Below are 17,202 nucleotides of genomic sequence, written 5' to 3'. Positions count from 1 at the left end.
TTGCGAAGGGCTGTCGATGGATGAACGAAAGGACGATCAGTGGCTGGCAACAAGGACATTCCTCGGGTTCAAAACCCACCGCAAGGCGACGGGCATCACGTCACCTACCGCTACATGACGGCCACTGAACTGGCCGAGCGCGATGCCAGACAAAACGCTTACGACGCCATGCTGGCGCGGCAGGAGGCTTTCGAGCGCAGTCGTGAGGTGGCGGTCAAAAAAGCCGATCCCGTTCGCGCCGGCTGCGTATTCGCCAAGTCCTGCAAATTGCCGGATGCGATTATCGATTACTCGAGTCCTTCGGGGATGGTGCCGACTGACAGCCTGAAGGATTACGGCGACCTGATCCTGCTGGGCGCGCGTGAGGCCGATGAAAGCGGCGCAGTTCCTCTCAAGAAAATCGGCGCAACGGCTATTCCAATAGGATTTGGCAATCTGGCTCTGGCGGGGTCGATGTTTGAAGCACTGCCCGCTGCTGTATCAAGCGCGGCTGTTGCGCCTTTGGTTGGTTTGGTTGCGCTGTTCATGCCCTCGAGTCTTGGTGACAGCGCGCTCTATACCGACGATCAACTGCGTGGACTTGAACAGGCGCGAACGCGTGTTCGGTTGAGGGTCGAACAGCAGGCCGACGGCAGCCTGAAGGGTTACGGCTTCTACACCGGCAAGAATCGCGATTGGGAAATCGTTGATGTCGTGCAGTTCAAGTTGCGTGGCAGCCAGTTCATTGCTGACTTGGGCGAAGGTGTAGAACTGATCTGGACGCCTGCTGTAGATGGCTCGGACATCCTTGGTATTCCCGCGCTGGAGGCTGCACCGCAGGCACCGCACATCTGGGTTTATCCGCCGACGAAAGCGGCGGACGGGATTCTGGTTAATCCGGTTTATCCGCCGGAGTATCGGGATTTCATTCTGGTTTTTCCGGTGGGGTCGGGAGTAAAACCGATTTACATTGTTGTCAGCGCTGCGAAAGGTACCGCCGAAGAGGGTCATACCTATCACCCAGCTCCTGAAACGGTGGATATAACAGCCTTTCCTGATTTGAGAAGAGCAAAAAAGAAAACACCATACAACGGAGGGCTTCGGGATCGCTGGATCAACGCGAAAGGCCGGATAATATACGAATGGGACTATCTGCACGGTGAACTTGAAGCATACCGCGCAAGCGATGGCAGCCATTTAGGCTCTTTCGATCATAGGACTGGCGAACAGATAGATCCGCCCAAAAAGAAACGAAATATCAAAAAATATTTATGAGGATTACATGGGACTGAAGGCCAGGCTTGAATGGTATGACAAGCAAACCGAACTGGGTGAAGGAGAGGAGCTGTCGAAAGATTTTGGTGAGGACTGCTCACTAATTGAAGCGTTAGGCCTGTCGCCTGCCAGAAACATAAATAATGGCGGATTTGATGTTAAATCCGATTGGTTAAAGATTCTTCAACCGTACTTCCAGCACTTCATCCAATATTCGTCTTACGACTATCAGATATCATTCGTATACCGCGACAACTGGTAGATACCCATTCAATACCCGAAAAAATATCAAAAAAAGATATCTGTGAGGAAGAGATATGGGACTAGAACTGAGACTGGAGTGGTACGACACAGCAACCCTGCAATTGCAGGGCGAGGAGTCGTCAAAAGATCTGGGGGATGATGAATCAGTACTGAATGCCTTAGGCATTCCGGTGGAGGGCAACATCAATAATGGCAGCTTCAACGTCGTCGAGAAGTGGGTTGCGACCATTCAGCCATACTTTCAACATCAAATCATTCTGAGTGCCAACGACTATCAAATTTCGTTTGACTACAGTTAATACCGACAAACAGGCTATTGAAATTTAATGCGCTACCTTTCGATAACCGGCTTTTACCCTGATGACGCTCAAGATGACTCTTTGCAATTCGAGTTACATATAAAAGATAGCGAGATGAACGAAAAAGTTGCACAGCTCATTGAATCCAAGCCCCTGAATGAATTGGAACCCGGGGAGCTGTTATTGACTACAGATCAAGTCACTGCGCTGAAAACTCTTCTCAAAGTTAGCCTCCCGAAGGGTTTGGAGTTCTTCATGGGCACCGGTGCTGATTACTGACTACCGAATTGGGAAGCAAAAAACAAAAAACCCCGACCAGTCACCTGATCGGGGTTTTCTTTACCCTGAATTCCGCTTAGTGCGAAACGCGGCTGGTCCCGCCAACGGTGGAGATGCGCACGCGCTCGCCAACGCGGAACACTTCATTCTCCTGCACCTGCTGCACATAAGCACGCATGCTGCCGTCGTCTTCACGCACGGTGATTTCCACACCTTGCGTACGAGTCAGGCCTTCTTCCGTGGCCGAACCGATCAGACCACCCGCCACCGCACCGATAACCGCGGCAACGATGCTGCCCTTGCCGCCGCCGATGGCGCTGCCGCCAACGCCGCCGACCGCTGCACCAGCGAGGCCGCCGATCGGGGTTTTGGTGCCTTCGATTTTCACCGGGCGCAGGGATTCGATGGTGCCCATGCGAATCGTCTGCACACGACGCGCTTCGTCACGGGAGTAGGAGTCACCGGTCAGGCTCGATTGGCAGCCGGTAAGCAACATCGCCATCGTGGAAAAGGAAGCAACCAGCAGAACAGACTTACGCATAGCATCAACTCCAAAGAAACATATAGTCATTAAACTCCGTGGCTTGACGCCTGTCACGACACCGCCCGGATAAATTGGCTTTCATTCAGGCGCGGTACAGACACCTGCACGCTCCCCCTGATGTAGGCCTACAGTAGCGCCAAATTACCGATTCTGCGCCACCGACACCAAGGATTTTCATGGATTACTTCATCATCGTCGTCACCACTGCCGCCGGTTTGTACTTCCATTGGTGGTTGTACGTGCGGATCAAACGCTGGATGGATCGCGACCTAGCGCTGTCACTGGCGGGCAAGGATGAAGGCAAACGCGCCTTCATGCTCAAACAGTTAGCGAATGCTCAGATGCAGAAGATCAAGCGCCGGGATCTGCCGAAGTGGCTGGAGGCCGCTGCGGCAGGCTATCCCGCTCGGTAGACTGCTTAAGGTGCCAGACGTTCAAGAATCCAGTCGGCGCCCTGCAAACGGTAGTTGAGGCGATCGTGCAGACGGCTTGGACGGCCCTGCCAGAATTCGATGCGCTCTGGCAGCAAGCGGTAACCACCCCAATGTTCCGGGCAGTCGGGTTGCGTGTCGGAGAAACGCTGCTCGGTGGCCTTGAGCAAATCTTCCAGCTCACCGCGCCCGTTGATCACCCGGCTCTGCGGTGAAGCCCAGGCACCGAGGCGGCTGCCCAAGGGGCGAACTTGGTAATACGCATCGGATTCTTCAGGCGTGACCTTCACCACCCGTCCTTCGATGCGCACCTGACGCTCCAGGGTTGGCCAGAAAAAGGTCATGGCGGCAAACGGATTAGCCGCCAGATGCTGGCCCTTGGCGCTGTCGTAATTGGTGAAAAAGGTGAAACCCTGCTCGTCCAGGCCCTTGAGCAGCAGAATGCGGCAATGCGGTCGCCCATCCTGGTCGACCGTGGCCAGGGTCATGGCGTTGGCTTCCACCGGCGCCTGTTCGGTTTTCACCGCGTCGGCAAACCACTGGTGAAACAACGCAAATGGCTCGGCCGGGGCTTGCGCCTCGGTCAGACCATCCCGGGTGTAATCACGACGCATATCTGCCAGAGCCTGGGTCATGGCGCATTCCTTTTCGTTAGCGGATCACTTCTTGGTGGTATCGGTCGCGGCGACTTTCTTGTCGGTCGCGGCGGCTTTGGCTGGAGCAGTCTTTTTCGCTGGGGCCTTGGCCGGTGCTTTTTTAGCCGGCGCCTTGGCAGCCGCTTTTTTCGCTGGAGCCTTCTTGGTCGCCGGAACAGCAGCTTTTTTCGCAGCAGGCGCTGGAGTTACCGGTTTGGCGGCTGGCTTGACGTCTTGCGCGGCGACCATGGTCACTGGCTTCGGCGCTGGCATGTTGTACTTGCTCAGCAGCGCAACCATGGTGTTCTGCGGGGTCACCAGCAGTTCGACACGACGGTTCAGGGCACGACCTTCAACGCTGTCGTTGGCCGCACGCGGCGCTTCCGAACCCATGCCGCGCAGCATCAGGCGATCACGCTGCAAGCCGCTGAGACGGAAGATCGCCGCAATGGACTGGGCACGTTCCTGGCTGAGTTTGATGTTGGCAGGCGCGGCACCACTGGAATCGCTGTGGCCAAGGACCAGCACGGCAGTTTTCGGGTCGGCTTCGAGGATTTTCGCCACTCGGGTGAACGGACCGAGGGTGACCGGCAGCAGCATGGCGGGACGATCCGGATTGAACGAGCCTTCGACCGGTGCAGTCACGACCAGCACGTTTTCACGGCGTTCGAGTTGCAGATTGCTGTCCTTGACCGCTTCACGCAGGCGCGGTTCGTAGTCGTCGAGCCAGGCCTGGGTCACTTTCGGATCAGGCATCGGCACGGCTTTGGTGGTGGGTTGATCCTTACCGCCGAACGGCCACCACCATTTGCCACCCGCGTCGGCTTCAGCTTTGGCCACGGTGACCGTTTTTTTCGCTTCCGGGGCGACTTCAGCCTTCATATCGGCCTTGGCCGCTTCATCATCGGAACCGAACGGCCAGTACCACGGGCTGCTGCTTTGAGTCTTGGCCACGGGTGCGGAGGCCGCAGGTTTCAGCGGGGCGGGGGCCGGAGCTGGCTCCTTGGCCGCGACCTTGTCGGAAGAACCGAACGGCCACCAACTACCGCCGTCCGCATCGTTTTTCGGGGTCTGTGCACAACCGGTGATCGCTACACACAGGGCCAGGGCGAGGGTCTTTTTAGATGACATTGAAAATCCACAAAATGAAGTAATGAAAAATCAGAGCACTTTCGCCCGGATAAACAGCCGTTTTGAAACGAAAAACCGCTTGAGGTTCCGACCCTGGGACCTCGGATGAAACTTTACAGACAAGTGGCAAGCACCCGCGCGAGCTTCTGCGCGCGGGGATCCATCAAGACGTACGGCCCAAGGGTATTTGTCACAAAACCAAACGCGACATCATGCTCGGGGTCAGCAAAACCGATGGAACCGCCCGCGCCCGGATGGCCGAACGCACGTGGGCCGAGGCCGTAAGTGGCGTTGGGCACATCCGGTTGATCAAGCATGCAGCCCAGACCGAAACGGGTCTGGGTCAACAAAGTCTTGTCTTCGCCGAGGCTGTGTTCGCGGGTCAGCTCTTCGAGCATGTCGCTTTCGAGCAGGCTGCCGTCGAGCAAACCAGCGTAGAAACCGGCCAGACTGCGCGCATTCCCGTGGCCATTGGCCGCCGGTTGCTGCATGCGTCGCCACTCCGGTTTGTTGGTGCTGGTGAGCACCGAGGGCGGATTGGTAAAAGCGCGAGTGGTCATGGCGGCCGGTTCGCGCATGGTCACTTGCAGCAGGCGTTGCGCGGCGGCATCACCAGTATTGCCCTTGCCGCGAGCGATATGCGCCACCCGGTGGAATTCTTCGTCAGCCAGACCGATGTGGAAATCCAGTCCCAACGGCTTGGCGACACGGGCGACGATGGATTCGCCAGGCCCGCGACCGTCAGCGCGGCGCAGCAATTCGCCGATCAGCCAGCCGTACGTGATCGCGGCATAGCCGTGACCAGTGCCCGGCGTCCACCACGGTGTTTCAGCCGCGAGGGCGTCGACCATGGTTTGCCAATCGTAGAGGGCTTCCGGCGCCAGCAGCTCATGCAGCGCCGGCAGACCGGCCTGATGGCAAAGCAATTGGCGCAGGGTGATGGATTCTTTGCCGGCAGCGGCGAATTCCGGCCAGTAGCGGGCGACCGGAACATCCAGTTGCAGCTTGCCTTCACCGACCAGTTGCAGGGCGGTGACGGCGGTGAAGGTTTTGGTGCAGGAGAACAGGTTGGCGATGGTGTCGCTGTGCCAGGCCTCGGCGCCATCCTTGTCGGAGGTACCGGACCAGAGGTCGAGGACGGTTTCTCCACCGACCTTGATGCACAGGGCTGCGCCGCGTTCCTGGGGATCGTCGAACAGTGCAGCAAAGGCTTCGCGCACCGCTTCGAATTGAAGCTCGTAATGTCCCTGAATCTGCACCCGCAACTCCCCCGCGAAAACGCTCTACAAAGTGGCCCGCATTGTTCCAGCCCTAGAGGGATTTGGGAACAGCTGCGGGCCAGACGGTTAAAAGCCAAGTCAAAAGATCGCAGCCTGCGGCAGCTCCTACATGAGATCGCGTTCCTCTGCAGGAGCTGCCGCAAGCTGCGATCTTTTAGCGCATCACAGATTAATGACCATTCCCCGAGTGCCCACCCGTGTGCCCTGCTCCCGCACCTTTGCCTGCCTCACCTTTCCTGCCGCCTTCGGCTTCTTGCTTAGGGGCTTTCTCGGCCTCTTTGCCAAGCTGATCAATGGCCTGCAAATTGCTCTTGCGCACTGACTCGACGAAGCCCTGATACGGCAGATCCGTCACTCCCACCAGACCGAAGTGGCCATTCTCACCATCAAGCAGACGGCCGGTTACCGGTTGGTCCAGATACTGGAACCAATGCACGCCTACAATCGACGGTTCATTCAGCGCTTGTTTGAGGAAGTTGGCGTAGGCCGGGCCGCGATCTTCTTCCTTGGCCAGTTGCGTGACGCCGCCCCAGAACGGGCCACGATCCGCTGAGCCAAAGTTGAATTCGGTGATCATTACCGGTTTGTCCAAAGCGCCCAGTGCGGCAAAGTCATAACCGTCCTGCGGTTTCAGCGTGTACATGTTGAAACTCAACACGTCGCAATACTGCGCGCAGGAGGCTACAGCTTCAGGGGTGCTGATGGCGAAGCGACCGCCAAGCAGCAACTGGTTCGGCGCGTGCCATTTCAGCGAGTCGGAGATAGTTTTGAAGTAAGTGTCGGCGAAGACTTTCTGGAAATATTTGAAGTCAGCCTCGATTTCCGGATGTTCCGGGTTCGGCAGTGGTGGCACGAAACCCGGGTCTTCCATCAATTCCCACGCCGGCAGATCAATGCCCCACGCCTTCGACAGCCCCGCCTGATTGCGATACTTGTCGCGCAATTGCTTGAGGAACGCTCGCTTTGCTGGCACGTCGGTGGTCATTTTCAGGGTGCCATAGGCCAGCGCGTAGCGGGATTTCGGATCATCGCCGGGACCGGCCCACGCCAGTTCGTTGTCGGCGTAGTAACCGATCAGCCACGGATCGTCGCGGTGATCGCGGGCGGCGATGGCGACAGCGCGCTCGGTGGCCATGGCGAAACGCGGATCAAACGGATCCGGCATACCGCCCCACCAGTCGCTGCCAGTGCTGATGCTGGTGTAGTCACCGACGATCGACAGCGGCAAGGTGTAAGGCACACGCTCGGCATCACTTAGCGAATCGGCACTCCAGTTACCAACCGTGTTGAAGCCCCAGGCTTGCAGGCGATCGAGCGTGTGGCTGGCCCACTGTTGCTCATCAATGGTGGCCTTGCACGGCTCAGCAGCCTTTTCCGCCGTCGCTTGTACGGTTTCAGTTTTGGCTGCCTCAGCGACACCGGACTTCGGCTCCGCAGGCACCGAGACAGGTTCAGCCGAGTTCACTGCGGCCGTTTCAGCGGCGGCAGACTTGGCCGCTTCGGCGACTCCGGACTTGCTCTCACTGTCGGCTTTGCACGGTTCACCGTACACGCGCTGCAGGTTGGCGCCATAGAAGTCGTACCAGCGCCCGTTGCCGTATCCCCGGCCCTGATCAACACCGTTGCCGCCACGGTTGTCACCCTCGCCAAAATGCTTGGCCAACGGTTCTTCAGGTTTAGGCAGGGATTCAAACATGTACTCACGGCCAGCCACGTAGGTTTGGTTGACCTGGGGGCTGACGGTGTTCACGCCCAGCGAGTAAAACGGATGACCTTCAGGCGTGACCAGATACCAGCGGCCATCACGCTTTTCAGTACGGAAGAAACCGCTGGCCTTGAACGCCGGGCCTTTATTCCAGCCGCCAAATTTGTCCAGCGAAGACTTTTCACGCTCGGCCAGCCAGGTTTTCAGCTGTTGCTGTTCCTTGGCGGCGGCGGATTTCAGTTGTTCGTCGTTGCTGATCTTTTCCGGCCACTTGCTGCGGGTCGATTGCCCGTAGGCGTCGACCAGATTGCCGTAAACAGCCTGGGTGACCGAGTCGCCGTCCTGCACACCGAAGCGTTCGAGCAGCAAGCTCTGCGCGACTTTCGGCTGATCCAAAGACAAGCTCACCGAAACCACTTGGCTGCGATCGATCTCCCCGCTGCTGCTGGCCAGCAGGATCCGCTGACCATCGACCGTCATTGGCATGGGTGGCCCGGCTTTCATGCCAAGACTCAGCGGTGACGATGCCACCAGCGGCACCAACAGGGTCTGCGCAGGCCCGGCCGGCAGGTCGACGCGGCTGACCAGGGTGCGACCGTCGTTGCTCTGGATTTGCACATAGACCGTCACCGCCCAGTCCATTGCGCTCTGCAAACGCAAAGTCATCATGCCTGACTGCGACCAGTCCCAAGCGCCGGTCTGCGGCGTCAGACGCAAGGTTGGGCGGGCCACCGGGTTGAACGTCACCCGGCGCAGCACTTCGCCCTCAGGCGTTTGCTCGGCGTTGGCTTGCGGCAGATCAGCGTTTTCGGTGGCGATTTTCACCACGTCGGCAGGACGGACAAAGTTGAACAGGGTCTGCTGACCGGCGGGCGCTGCCAGCAACGGGGCAGCGAAGATCAAGGCAAATACGGCAGGCAACGAACGGCGGATCATAAGAACGGAGTTCTCCCTAACGACCAACAATGGCCAATGGAAAAGCGATGGCAGAGAGATAGACAACACGGCGGGCAAAACTGCCCACCGTTGTCTCAGGATATTTCACGACGGAAAGGTGGCAACGCATTGAGGATCGCCTTGCCGTAGCGCTGGGTGACCAGACGCCGATCGAGCAAAGTGATGGTGCCGCGGTCTTCTTCGGTGCGCAGCAGCCGCCCGCAGGCCTGAACCAGTTTCAGCGAAGCGTCGGGCACGGAGATTTCCATGAACGGATTGCCGCCACGGGCCTCGATCCATTCCGACAACGCCGCTTCGACCGGATCGTCCGGGACCGAGAACGGGATCTTGGCGATTACCACGTGTTCACAGTACGCACCCGGCAAGTCCACCCCTTCGGCGAAACTGGCTAGACCGAACAGCACGCTGGAATCACCGCCGTCGACCCGCGCCTTGTGCTTGTTCAGGGTTTCCTGTTTCGACAGGTTGCCTTGAATGAACACTTGCTTGCGCCAGTCGCGGTCGAGACCGTCGAACACGTCCTGCATCTGTTTGCGCGAGGAGAACAACACCAGGGTGCCGCGCGAGCCTTCGACCAGATCGGGCAACTCACGGATGATCGCTGCCGTGTGTGCGGCGGCATCGCGTGGATCGGCTTTCAGGTCCGGCACCCGCAACACACCGGCGTCGGCGTGATGGAACGGGCTCGGCACCACAGCCGTGACGGCCTTTTTCGGCAGGCCGGCGCGCATGCGGAAGCGGTCGAAAGTGCCCAGCGCCGTGAGGGTCGCCGAGGTCACCAGACAGCCGTAAGCCACGTTCCACAAGCTGCGGCGCAAGGTTTCTGCCGCCAGGATCGGGCTGGCATTGACCTCGATATCGAACAGCGAACCGCTTTCGGCCAGAGTCAGCCAGCGCGCCATCGGCGGGCTGTCTTCCGGGTCTTCGGCGGTGAACGCAGTCCACAGCTCCCAGTTGCCGGAGGCACGCGACAACAGGCTGCCGAACAGCGGATACCATTCCTCAGCCTGATTGCTGGCGATGCCGATGTTGACCTCGCCGTCCATGCCTTCCTTGAGCAGGTCGGTCAGACGGGTGAACAGATCGTTGAGACGGGAAAAACCTTTTTTTAGCTCGATGCCCATTTCGCGCATGTGCTCGGGAATCACCCCGGCGACGAAGCGATGCCGTGGCCGCTCGCGACCCTCGACGTCTTCGCCGGGTTTGAAATCGGCGACCTGCTCGCAGGCGCTGAACATGAACTGTTGCTGAGCCTTGATCTCACGCGCCAGTTCCGGAACTTGTTCGATCAATTTGCCAAGATCGCCCGGCAGCGGATGCTGGGCCAGCAGTTTGGTCAGGTTCTTCGCGGTGGTTTCCAGCCAGTCGGCGGTGGAACGCAGGCGCGTGTAATGGGCGAAGTGGCCGATGGCCTTGTCCGGCAGGTGATGGCCTTCGTCGAACACGTAAATGGTGTCGCGCGGATCCGGCAACACCGCGCCGCCGCCCAGTGCAAGGTCAGCCAGGACCATGTCGTGGTTGGTGACGATCACGTCGACCTTGCCCATACCTTCGCGGGCCTTGTAGAAGGCGCACTGGCCGAAGTTCGGGCAATGGCGGTTGGTACACTGGCTGTGATCGGTGGTCAGGCGCGCCCAATCGGCATCTTCCAGTGCATTCGGCCAGCTATCACGGTCGCCGTCCCACTTATTGCCGGCGAGCTTTTCGATCATGCTGGTGAACAGCTTTTGACTGGCCTCATCGACCTCGATCTTGAAGCCTTCTTCTTCGAACAGCTGGGCAGTGGCGGTTTGCGCGTGGCCTTCCTGCAAGAGCATGTCGAGCTTGGACAGGCACATGTAGCGGCCACGGCCCTTGGCCAGGGCGAAGCTGAAATTCAGCCCGCTGTTGCGCATCAGGTCGGGCAAATCCTTGTAGACGATCTGCTCCTGCAGAGCGACGGTCGCGGTGGCAATGACCAGGCGTTTGCCGGCCAGTTTGGCGGTGGGGATCGCGGCCAGGCTGTAGGCCACTGTCTTGCCGGTACCGGTACCGGCTTCCACCGCGACAATCGCGGGGTCGCCACTGCGCCGGCCTTCGTCGTCGGTGTCGATATCCCCGAGGACTTTGGCGATTTCAGCGATCATCAGGCGCTGGCCGTAACGCGGTTTGAGGCTCTTGGCCTCTAGAAAACGCGAATAGGCGCCCTGGATCGTGGTTTTGAGTTCAGTACTGATCATGGATTGTCGGGCGCAAAAAACGCTGGATAAATTTTCAGTGGTTTCGGATGGCGGCTATCATACCCCGCTAATTAATCCCGCGCAGAACGGAGTGCCCCAATGACACCTTTTAGCCTCGTTTACCCCCTGCATGTGCTGTCCGCCCTAGTGTGGGTCGGCGGCATGTTTTTCGCCTGGATGGTCTTGCGCCCGGCGGCTGTGAAGGCCCTCGACGGCCCTGCCCGCCTGACCTTGTGGGTGGAAGTGTTTCAAGGTTTTTTTCGGTGGGTCTGGGTCGCGGTGATTCTGTTGCCGATCAGCGGCGTGGGCATGTTGCATTTGCAGCAGGTCGGGTTTGAGACCGCGCCGAAGTATGTGCAGGTGATGATGGGCTTGTACGTGGTGATGACTGCGCTGTTTATCCGCATTCAGGGGTTGATGCTGCCGGAATTGCGCACGGCGGTTGATGCAAAGGACTGGCCGGCGGGTGCGGCGGTGCTGGGGCGAATTCGCCGGGTGGTGGGGCTTAATCTGATTGTGGGGGTGGTGTTGGTGGCGATTGCGGCGGCGAGGCCGTGATCGTTCCCACGCTCTGCGTGGGAATGCCGCAAGGGACGCTCTGCGTCCAGTGACGCGGAGCGTCACGGGCTGTGTTCCCACGCGGAGCGTGGGAACAATCAGTGATCTTACAAGCGCTGCACAGTCACCGCCCCCGCCGCCCCCACTGGCCCAGGCTGGCCATCCGCCCCGGCCTTGCCGTTCTTGCCACCATCGGCGCGATACACCAAGCACCCCTTGGACTTGCCGCCCTTCCCTGCTTTGCCGCCAACACCCGCCGGGCCACCGTTGCCACCTGCCACATTGACCTTGATCAACTCCGCCGGAAACTCGCGAGGCACTTCCAGCCGCACCAACGCACCCGGTGCGCCCGGTTGGCCATCGCTGCCGTTACTGCCATCAAAACCGTGCCCGGCCGAGCCATAAGTGCAGCCCGGGTCTTCACCATTACCGCCATCGAGGCCGACAAACCCCGGCGCGCCGGTGCCGCCACGGGCATCGACCAACAGCTGCGGTGCGTTCAACGCCTTGAATTGCAGATTCAGATTGCGCCCGGCACGGGCGGCTTTTTCATAAGTACCCGGTGCACCCCGTGCAGTAATCCGGCTGCCGTCGCTCAGTTCTGCATGAGCGACCTTCATCTCCAAAGCGTTCTCGCTCGGAACGATCGCGATACGGGCTTCATGGCCAAGACGCAACTCGCCCACAGTCAGTTCGGTCACGTTGGCAGGAATCAGCAACGTACCGTAATCGGCCACTTCCAGTTTTTCCAGCTGCAACGTGCTGGCCGTGTTGGGCAAACGCATCAGCGAATTGGTTTCGACACTGACCACCTGGGCACAGGCCAATGGGCTGATGAATGCAGCGAGCAAGCAGAGTTTACGCATGGGAAGAAGCCTCCGGAGCGGCCGGGGCCGGGATGGATTGCAAGTGGAATACGCCGAACAGCAGGATGCGGCCACGGTCGCGCCAAGGGTGCGGACGGCCTTTGAGGCTGCGATTGCACAGCAGCACTTCAAGTAGATGAATCAGCAACAGCAGGCCGCCAGCCAGATTGACCAGCAGATGCAGCGGATGTACGAAAGGCACCAGTTGATTGGCCAGCACCACGCAGCAGAACAGCAGGGTCAACAACCGCCCCAGCCACCAGAACACTTTCATACGCTCCCCCGTGTTGCGAATTATTCTTTGGGCGCACAGTAACGGCTTCTGCGGGGGATAAGCCAGAGGGGAAAATGAAAAAACTTCGATCGTCTGCCAAATGGCTGCCGAAACGACGCTAATCGTCGCCCGGCAGCTCTAGCCTGCGCCCTACAGACGCTTCCTAACGGTTGATGTGCAACTCCACACGCCGGTTCTGCGCACGACCTTCATCGGTGGCGTTATCGGCAACCGGCTCGCTTTCACCGCGACCTTCACTGGTGAGTTTGTTCGGCGCCAAGCCCTGGCTCAGCAAATACGCGGCGACACTGCTCGCCCGCCGTTCCGACAAAGCCTGGTTATACGCATCCGAACCTTTGCTGTCGGTGTGACCTATGACCTTGATGCTCACCACATCGGCACTGCGCAGTTTGTCCATCAGCGTATCGAGCTGGGCTTTCGCCGCCGGGGTCAGGTCGGATTTGTCGAAATCGAACAGCACGTTGCCGGCATCGCTCAAGGTGATGACCTCAGTTTGCGGTGCAGGCTCCGGCACTTTTTCCGTGACCGGGTACTGTGGCAGCGGGCAACCACGGTGATCGACCGGGGTGTTTTCCGGAGTGTCCGGGCAACGGTCGCGGCGGTCGAACACACCGTCGCCGTCTTCATCGCCGTCCTGGGCGTAACAGATCAGTCCGCCGGTAAGAATCCCCAGCGCTGCGCCGCCACCGGCCCAGCCAGCGCTTTCGATAGCGCCGAGGCCGCCACCGACCAGTCCGCCGATAACGCTGCAGATCGGCCACGTACGTTGATTGAGGGGTGCAGTGCCATCGCTGTGGGTGGCGCAACCGGTGAGCAAACTGCCTAGCAGCAGCACCGGCAAGACGGACCTTGAGAAAACAGTCATTGTGAAAGCTCCTGTGTCACCGGCCCATACCGGTTACACAGGAGTAAAGACCCGCATCCGCGACTGCACAAGCCGCGGATGCGAGAGGGGCTTAACGCTGGATTTTGATTTCGGTACGACGGTTTTGCGCGCGACCGTCAGCGGTTTTGTTGTCGGCAACAGGCTGGCTTTCACCCAGACCGGACACCGAAACGAAGCTGGCGCGTGGCACACCTTGCTGGATCAGGTAATCCACCACCGAGTGCGCACGACGATCCGACAGTTTTTTGTTGTAGGCATCGCTGCCCACGCTGTCGGTATGCCCGGTCACGGTCAGTTGCGCCGTCGAGGATTCCTGTTTCAGGCGGGTGGCGACCTTGTCGAGCACTTGCTTGTCAGGGCCGGTCAGCGTGGCTTTGTCGAACTGGAAGTGCACATCACGGATAACAATGGTTTCTTCCTTGACCACTACAGCTTCTTCGACCACGGGTGCAGGCGCTGGTGGAGGGCAACCGTCAGCATCGACCTGTACGCCTTTAGGCGTGCCCGGGCACTTGTCGCGACTGTCCGGCACGCCATCGCCGTCTTCGTCGCCATCGCCGTGAACCCAGCAATAGGCCGCTGCCGTGCCACCGACCAGCAACGCACCGTAGCCGGCCCATGCCGAACTTTCGGTTGCGCCGAGACCGGCACCGACGACACCACCGACCGCCGCACAGGTCGGCCAGTCGGTTTTCTGCAAACCTGCGCAACCAGTCAACACACTGGTTAGCAGAATCAAAGGTAACGCTGTCCGAACTATGCTCATCTGGTTTTCTCCTGAGGGATCGGCTTAGAACCGATTCAGGGAGTAAAGACCGGAGTTTTAATCTCCGCCAGCAATAGGCCACCGCTGTTTGCGAGCCTGTTCACAGGACTTCGGCACATTTACCCGAAACGGGCGGAACAGGGCGCTTTGCCGCCACCGTCAGGCAGGCTAGTCTTGGCGGTCTGATTGAGGAGCTTCGATGAACGTCGCCATTTCTTCCCGTACGCCGCAACAGGCATTGGCCGTTTTGCTGGATCGCTACGCCCCGGCGCGGCTGTTGCTGATCGGCGCCAGCGAATTTCCAGCCCTGAGCGTCTTTAAAGAGGCACATCCAGACACCGTCGTGGCCCACGCCGCGCCGGGGGCGTTGCCTGCTGAACTGGCGGCACAGCGTTTCGATCTGGCGCTGGTGGTCGATTGCCTGGAACATTTGCCCAAACGCGATGGCCTCAACTTGTTGGGCGGGATTCGCAATCTCAACGCTAGCCGCATCGCCGTGCTGGCGGATCTGGCGGCCAGCGGCTGGCAGGAAACCGACTTCTATTCACTGGCGCTGCAAGCCAGTGAATGTTTTCAACGCGACGATCAAGTGCTGACCCTGTTCACCTATGATCTGCTTGAATACAAACAAGTCCCCGACTGGCTCAACTCACGGTTCTGGGCCAATCCGGAAAACTTCGGGAAATACTGGTGGTAATGCAATGAGTACAGCCATTTGCCCGTGCGGCAGCGGCAATCTGCTGGAGGCCTGCTGCGGCCATTATCACGACGGCCATCCGGCACCGTGCGCCGAAGCGCTGATGCGTTCGCGCTACAGCGCCTATGTGCAGGGGCTGATCGACTATCTGGTGGCGACCACCCTGCCCGCCCAGCAAGCGGGCCTCAATCGCCAATCGATCACCGACTGGAGTGCGCAGAGCACCTGGCTCGGCCTTGAAGTCGAGAGCTCGGAAGTCTTCGGCGGCCAGCCGGAACACGCTTTCGTCACCTTCACCGCGCGCTGGCATGACGGTCAGGGCGAGCATAGCCATCGCGAGCGTTCGTCGTTCGTGCAGAACGCCGGGCACTGGTACTTCATTGATCCGACGGTGCAGTTGAAGCTGGGGCGCAATGACAGTTGCCCGTGCGCCAGTGGGCAGAAGTTCAAGAAGTGCTGTGCGGGATATTTCGGCGCTTAAGATCAAAAGATCGCAGCCTGCGGCAGCTCCTACACAGGATTTTCGTTTCCCCTGTAGGCGCTGCCGAAGGCTGCGATCTTTTAGCGGCTAGACTGCCAGCAAAGGGAGTAAAACCATGCTCGGTCGCTGGCGCACACTACATTTTCTGTTTTTGATGCTGATCCTGAACCTCGGCGGTTGCGCATCGTGGTTCAACGATGACAGCGTCGACCCCGCCGTGCATCTGGTGAAAGTTGAAGTGGTGCGCGCCAAACTGCTCGAACAGAAATTCATCCTGCACTTTCGCGTCGATAACCCCAACGATAGCGACCTGACCGTGCGCGGCCTCGAATACCGTATTCATCTGGCCGACATCCTGCTGGCCGAGGGTGAGCATGAACACTGGTTTACGGTCGGACCAAAACGCAGTGCTTACTTCAAAGTGCCGATCCGCACCAACCTGTGGCCCCGGGTAAAAGATGTGGTGAAAATGCTGAAAAGCTCGAATCAACAGATTCCCTATCGCTTGCAGGGTGAGATGGAAACCGGTTTATTCATCGCCCACTACGTGCACCTTGAGCGCAATGGCGTGATAATCCCCGCCGATTTAATTCCGGAGCAACACCGATGACCCAGCAACCTCATGTCCATGGCCCTGACTGCAACCACGATCATGACCATCATCACGAACATGACCACGGCCACGTTCACGGCCCGAACTGCGGCCACGCCCACCAGGAACCGGTGCGCAACGCCCTGAAAGACGTCGGCCGCAACGACCCGTGCCCATGCGGCAACGGCAAGAAATTCAAGAAGTGCCACGGCGCGTGATGCCCGGGGCGAAGACCCTCTTCGCCTGACCTGCCGCCTTCGCGAGCAAGCTCGCTCCCACAGTCATTCGAGTTCCTCCAGTTGGAATGCAATCCCTGTAGGAGCGAGCCTGCTCGCGATGAGGCCGGCACATGCAACATCGTTGGCGTCTGACAGACCGTTATCGCGAGCAGGCTCACTCCTACAGGTGAGCGGGTTTCTTCAGTTGCAATGCAATCCCCTGTAGGAGCGTGCCTGCTCGCGAAGGGGCCGGCACATACGGTGAAGTTTTTCAGCCGGCCACCAGAATCTTTGCAGAACTGACTACCGTCGCATACTCCCCCTGCAAATTCCCCAGCGACATCCCGTGCACCTCTTCAGCCGTACGCAATGTGCCGAAATAATCAGCCTTGTCGAAGGTGAAACAGGCATCCTCCGCTACCCACGCAGCAAAGCCAAGATTGCCCGCCGTACGCGCCGTTGACTCCACTGAGTTGTTCGTCGCCACGCCGACGATAACCAATTGCCCGATCCCCGCCTCGCGCAACCGCGCCTCTAATCCCGTGGCACAAAACGCATCCGGCACCTGTTTCTGAATCAGCCATTCGCCGTCCTGCGGCAAAAACCTCTCCTGAAACTCCACCCCTTCCTGCTCCGGCCAAAACACCGAATCCGGTTCACGCGACAGATGTTGCACATGAATCACCGGCCTTGTGCTACGCCGCCACAGCCCCAGCAGATCAAGGATTCGCTCTTCCGCCTGAAGATTATTCCTTCGACCCAAACGCGGCTGCAGGATGCCTTTTTGCTGGTCGATGATGATCAGTGCAGCGTTGGCCTGAAGCTCCATGGCGATTTTTCTCATG

The 17,202-nt window shown here is 59.1% G+C and carries 21 protein-coding genes; 10 read left to right on the top strand and 11 right to left on the bottom strand.

Annotated elements, in window-relative coordinates:
• The first annotated feature begins 39 nt into the window (after positions 1 to 39).
• From J0G10_RS07505 to J0G10_RS07490, 4 genes are read left to right on the top strand one after another with little or no spacing between them, the layout of a single operon-like run.
• A complete protein-coding gene (locus tag J0G10_RS07505) occupies positions 40 to 1,254 on the top strand; it encodes a colicin E3/pyocin S6 family cytotoxin (RefSeq protein WP_220558237.1) in 1,215 nt (404 codons plus the stop codon).
• A 7-nt stretch (positions 1,255 to 1,261) separates the two neighbouring features.
• Complete coding sequence (locus J0G10_RS07500) at positions 1,262 to 1,516, top strand: colicin E3-like toxin immunity protein (RefSeq protein ID WP_095049132.1); 255 nt, start codon at positions 1,262 to 1,264, stop codon at positions 1,514 to 1,516.
• A gap of 55 nt (positions 1,517 to 1,571) precedes the next feature.
• Complete coding sequence (locus J0G10_RS07495; RefSeq protein ID WP_034154981.1) at positions 1,572 to 1,817, top strand: colicin E3-like toxin immunity protein; 246 nt, start codon at positions 1,572 to 1,574, stop codon at positions 1,815 to 1,817.
• 27 nt (positions 1,818 to 1,844) lie between these two features.
• Entirely contained in the window at positions 1,845 to 2,096 is a 252-nt protein-coding gene (locus tag J0G10_RS07490; RefSeq protein ID WP_095049131.1) for a pyocin S6 family toxin immunity protein, read from the top strand.
• A gap of 76 nt (positions 2,097 to 2,172) precedes the next feature.
• Here J0G10_RS07490 and J0G10_RS07485 read toward each other — a convergent pair whose 3' ends face one another.
• Positions 2,173 to 2,637, bottom strand: coding sequence for an outer membrane lipoprotein (locus J0G10_RS07485; protein WP_007918566.1), 465 nt, complete (start codon positions 2,635 to 2,637; stop codon positions 2,173 to 2,175).
• A 179-nt stretch (positions 2,638 to 2,816) separates the two neighbouring features.
• Between J0G10_RS07485 and J0G10_RS07480 the strand changes: the two genes are divergently transcribed.
• Positions 2,817 to 3,053, top strand: coding sequence for a hypothetical protein (locus tag J0G10_RS07480; protein WP_095049130.1), 237 nt, complete (start codon positions 2,817 to 2,819; stop codon positions 3,051 to 3,053).
• Positions 3,054 to 3,058: 5 nt separating this feature from the next.
• On the opposite strand, the gene pdxH is transcribed toward J0G10_RS07480, so the two are convergent.
• The 5 genes from pdxH to dinG all read right to left on the bottom strand — a co-directional run bounded on the left by pdxH (position 3,059) and on the right by dinG (position 10,998).
• Entirely contained in the window at positions 3,059 to 3,706 is a 648-nt protein-coding gene (gene pdxH, locus J0G10_RS07475; protein ID WP_220558236.1) for a pyridoxamine 5'-phosphate oxidase, read from the bottom strand.
• 24 nt (positions 3,707 to 3,730) lie between these two features.
• The gene (locus J0G10_RS07470) at positions 3,731 to 4,837 is read right to left on the bottom strand and encodes an OmpA family protein (RefSeq protein ID WP_095049129.1); all 1,107 of its coding nucleotides are present in this window, start codon (positions 4,835 to 4,837) and stop codon (positions 3,731 to 3,733) included.
• A gap of 113 nt (positions 4,838 to 4,950) precedes the next feature.
• Positions 4,951 to 6,096, bottom strand: a complete 1,146-nt coding sequence (locus J0G10_RS07465) for a serine hydrolase domain-containing protein (RefSeq protein WP_220558235.1) — start codon at positions 6,094 to 6,096, stop codon at positions 4,951 to 4,953.
• A 190-nt stretch (positions 6,097 to 6,286) separates the two neighbouring features.
• Positions 6,287 to 8,758 carry a beta-galactosidase gene (locus J0G10_RS07460; protein WP_220558234.1) on the bottom strand — a complete coding sequence of 824 codons (2,472 nt, stop codon included), beginning with the start codon at positions 8,756 to 8,758 and terminating at the stop codon, positions 6,287 to 6,289.
• 95 nt (positions 8,759 to 8,853) lie between these two features.
• Complete coding sequence (dinG, locus tag J0G10_RS07455) at positions 8,854 to 10,998, bottom strand: ATP-dependent DNA helicase DinG (RefSeq protein ID WP_038358136.1); 2,145 nt, start codon at positions 10,996 to 10,998, stop codon at positions 8,854 to 8,856.
• Between the two features lie 99 nt (positions 10,999 to 11,097).
• Between dinG and J0G10_RS07450 the strand changes: the two genes are divergently transcribed.
• On the top strand, positions 11,098 to 11,556 hold the full coding sequence (locus tag J0G10_RS07450; RefSeq protein ID WP_095049126.1) for a CopD family protein: 459 nt from the start codon (positions 11,098 to 11,100) through the stop codon (positions 11,554 to 11,556).
• A gap of 107 nt (positions 11,557 to 11,663) precedes the next feature.
• On the opposite strand, the gene J0G10_RS07445 is transcribed toward J0G10_RS07450, so the two are convergent.
• The 4 genes from J0G10_RS07445 to J0G10_RS07430 form a co-directional block, all read right to left on the bottom strand.
• On the bottom strand, positions 11,664 to 12,422 hold the full coding sequence (locus J0G10_RS07445) for a hypothetical protein (RefSeq protein ID WP_095049125.1): 759 nt from the start codon (positions 12,420 to 12,422) through the stop codon (positions 11,664 to 11,666).
• On the bottom strand, positions 12,415 to 12,696 hold the full coding sequence (locus J0G10_RS07440) for a DUF1145 domain-containing protein (protein WP_016985580.1): 282 nt from the start codon (positions 12,694 to 12,696) through the stop codon (positions 12,415 to 12,417). Before J0G10_RS07440 ends, J0G10_RS07445 begins: the two co-directional genes overlap by 8 nt.
• A 163-nt stretch (positions 12,697 to 12,859) precedes the next feature.
• A complete protein-coding gene (locus J0G10_RS07435; protein WP_095049123.1) occupies positions 12,860 to 13,582 on the bottom strand; it encodes an OmpA family protein in 723 nt (240 codons plus the stop codon).
• Positions 13,583 to 13,673: 91 nt separating this feature from the next.
• Positions 13,674 to 14,369, bottom strand: a complete 696-nt coding sequence (locus tag J0G10_RS07430) for an OmpA family protein (RefSeq protein ID WP_007918596.1) — start codon at positions 14,367 to 14,369, stop codon at positions 13,674 to 13,676.
• Between the two features lie 199 nt (positions 14,370 to 14,568).
• Here J0G10_RS07430 and J0G10_RS07425 point away from each other — a divergent pair, with 199 nt between their 5' ends.
• The 4 genes from J0G10_RS07425 to J0G10_RS07410 all read left to right on the top strand — a co-directional run bounded on the left by J0G10_RS07425 (position 14,569) and on the right by J0G10_RS07410 (position 16,357).
• Positions 14,569 to 15,066 (top strand): DUF6231 family protein, encoded by a 498-nt coding sequence (locus J0G10_RS07425; RefSeq protein ID WP_095049122.1) that lies wholly within the window; start codon positions 14,569 to 14,571, stop codon positions 15,064 to 15,066.
• 4 nt (positions 15,067 to 15,070) lie between these two features.
• Positions 15,071 to 15,547, top strand: coding sequence for a YchJ family protein (locus J0G10_RS07420; protein ID WP_220558233.1), 477 nt, complete (start codon positions 15,071 to 15,073; stop codon positions 15,545 to 15,547).
• Between the two features lie 115 nt (positions 15,548 to 15,662).
• Positions 15,663 to 16,157 (top strand): LEA/WHy family protein, encoded by a 495-nt coding sequence (locus J0G10_RS07415; protein WP_095049120.1) that lies wholly within the window; start codon positions 15,663 to 15,665, stop codon positions 16,155 to 16,157.
• Positions 16,154 to 16,357: an SEC-C metal-binding domain-containing protein gene (locus J0G10_RS07410; RefSeq protein ID WP_034154967.1), complete on the top strand. Its 204-nt coding sequence runs from the start codon at positions 16,154 to 16,156 to the stop codon at positions 16,355 to 16,357. The genes J0G10_RS07415 and J0G10_RS07410 overlap by 4 nt, the downstream gene beginning before the upstream one ends.
• A gap of 271 nt (positions 16,358 to 16,628) precedes the next feature.
• On the opposite strand, the gene J0G10_RS07405 is transcribed toward J0G10_RS07410, so the two are convergent.
• On the bottom strand, positions 16,629 to 17,186 hold the full coding sequence (locus J0G10_RS07405) for a cysteine hydrolase family protein (RefSeq protein WP_095126546.1): 558 nt from the start codon (positions 17,184 to 17,186) through the stop codon (positions 16,629 to 16,631).
• Between the last annotated feature and the right edge of the window lie 16 nt (positions 17,187 to 17,202).

The sequence above is a fragment of the Pseudomonas germanica genome, from assembly GCF_019614655.1.
Taxonomy (GTDB): Bacteria; Pseudomonadota; Gammaproteobacteria; order Pseudomonadales; family Pseudomonadaceae; genus Aquipseudomonas; species Aquipseudomonas neuropathica.
The sequence above is the reverse complement of the archived record's forward strand: the minus strand, read 5'-3'. Positions and strand labels throughout refer to the sequence as shown.

Coding starts and splice junctions, on each gene's coding strand:
- J0G10_RS07500 (WP_095049132.1), top strand. CDS start 1,262: ATGGGACTGAAGGCCAGGCTTGAATGGTATGACAAGCAAACCGAACTG.
- J0G10_RS07495 (WP_034154981.1), top strand. CDS start 1,572: ATGGGACTAGAACTGAGACTGGAGTGGTACGACACAGCAACCCTGCAA.
- J0G10_RS07490 (WP_095049131.1), top strand. CDS start 1,845: ATGCGCTACCTTTCGATAACCGGCTTTTACCCTGATGACGCTCAAGAT.
- J0G10_RS07485 (WP_007918566.1), bottom strand. CDS start 2,637: ATGCGTAAGTCTGTTCTGCTGGTTGCTTCCTTTTCCACGATGGCGATG.
- J0G10_RS07480 (WP_095049130.1), top strand. CDS start 2,817: ATGGATTACTTCATCATCGTCGTCACCACTGCCGCCGGTTTGTACTTC.
- pdxH (WP_220558236.1), bottom strand. CDS start 3,706: ATGACCCAGGCTCTGGCAGATATGCGTCGTGATTACACCCGGGATGGT.
- J0G10_RS07470 (WP_095049129.1), bottom strand. CDS start 4,837: ATGTCATCTAAAAAGACCCTCGCCCTGGCCCTGTGTGTAGCGATCACC.
- J0G10_RS07460 (WP_220558234.1), bottom strand. CDS start 8,758: ATGATCCGCCGTTCGTTGCCTGCCGTATTTGCCTTGATCTTCGCTGCC.
- dinG (WP_038358136.1), bottom strand. CDS start 10,998: ATGATCAGTACTGAACTCAAAACCACGATCCAGGGCGCCTATTCGCGT.
- J0G10_RS07450 (WP_095049126.1), top strand. CDS start 11,098: ATGACACCTTTTAGCCTCGTTTACCCCCTGCATGTGCTGTCCGCCCTA.
- J0G10_RS07445 (WP_095049125.1), bottom strand. CDS start 12,422: ATGCGTAAACTCTGCTTGCTCGCTGCATTCATCAGCCCATTGGCCTGT.
- J0G10_RS07440 (WP_016985580.1), bottom strand. CDS start 12,696: ATGAAAGTGTTCTGGTGGCTGGGGCGGTTGTTGACCCTGCTGTTCTGC.
- J0G10_RS07435 (WP_095049123.1), bottom strand. CDS start 13,582: ATGACTGTTTTCTCAAGGTCCGTCTTGCCGGTGCTGCTGCTAGGCAGT.
- J0G10_RS07430 (WP_007918596.1), bottom strand. CDS start 14,369: ATGAGCATAGTTCGGACAGCGTTACCTTTGATTCTGCTAACCAGTGTG.
- J0G10_RS07425 (WP_095049122.1), top strand. CDS start 14,569: ATGAACGTCGCCATTTCTTCCCGTACGCCGCAACAGGCATTGGCCGTT.
- J0G10_RS07420 (WP_220558233.1), top strand. CDS start 15,071: ATGAGTACAGCCATTTGCCCGTGCGGCAGCGGCAATCTGCTGGAGGCC.
- J0G10_RS07415 (WP_095049120.1), top strand. CDS start 15,663: ATGCTCGGTCGCTGGCGCACACTACATTTTCTGTTTTTGATGCTGATC.
- J0G10_RS07410 (WP_034154967.1), top strand. CDS start 16,154: ATGACCCAGCAACCTCATGTCCATGGCCCTGACTGCAACCACGATCAT.
- J0G10_RS07405 (WP_095126546.1), bottom strand. CDS start 17,186: ATGGAGCTTCAGGCCAACGCTGCACTGATCATCATCGACCAGCAAAAA.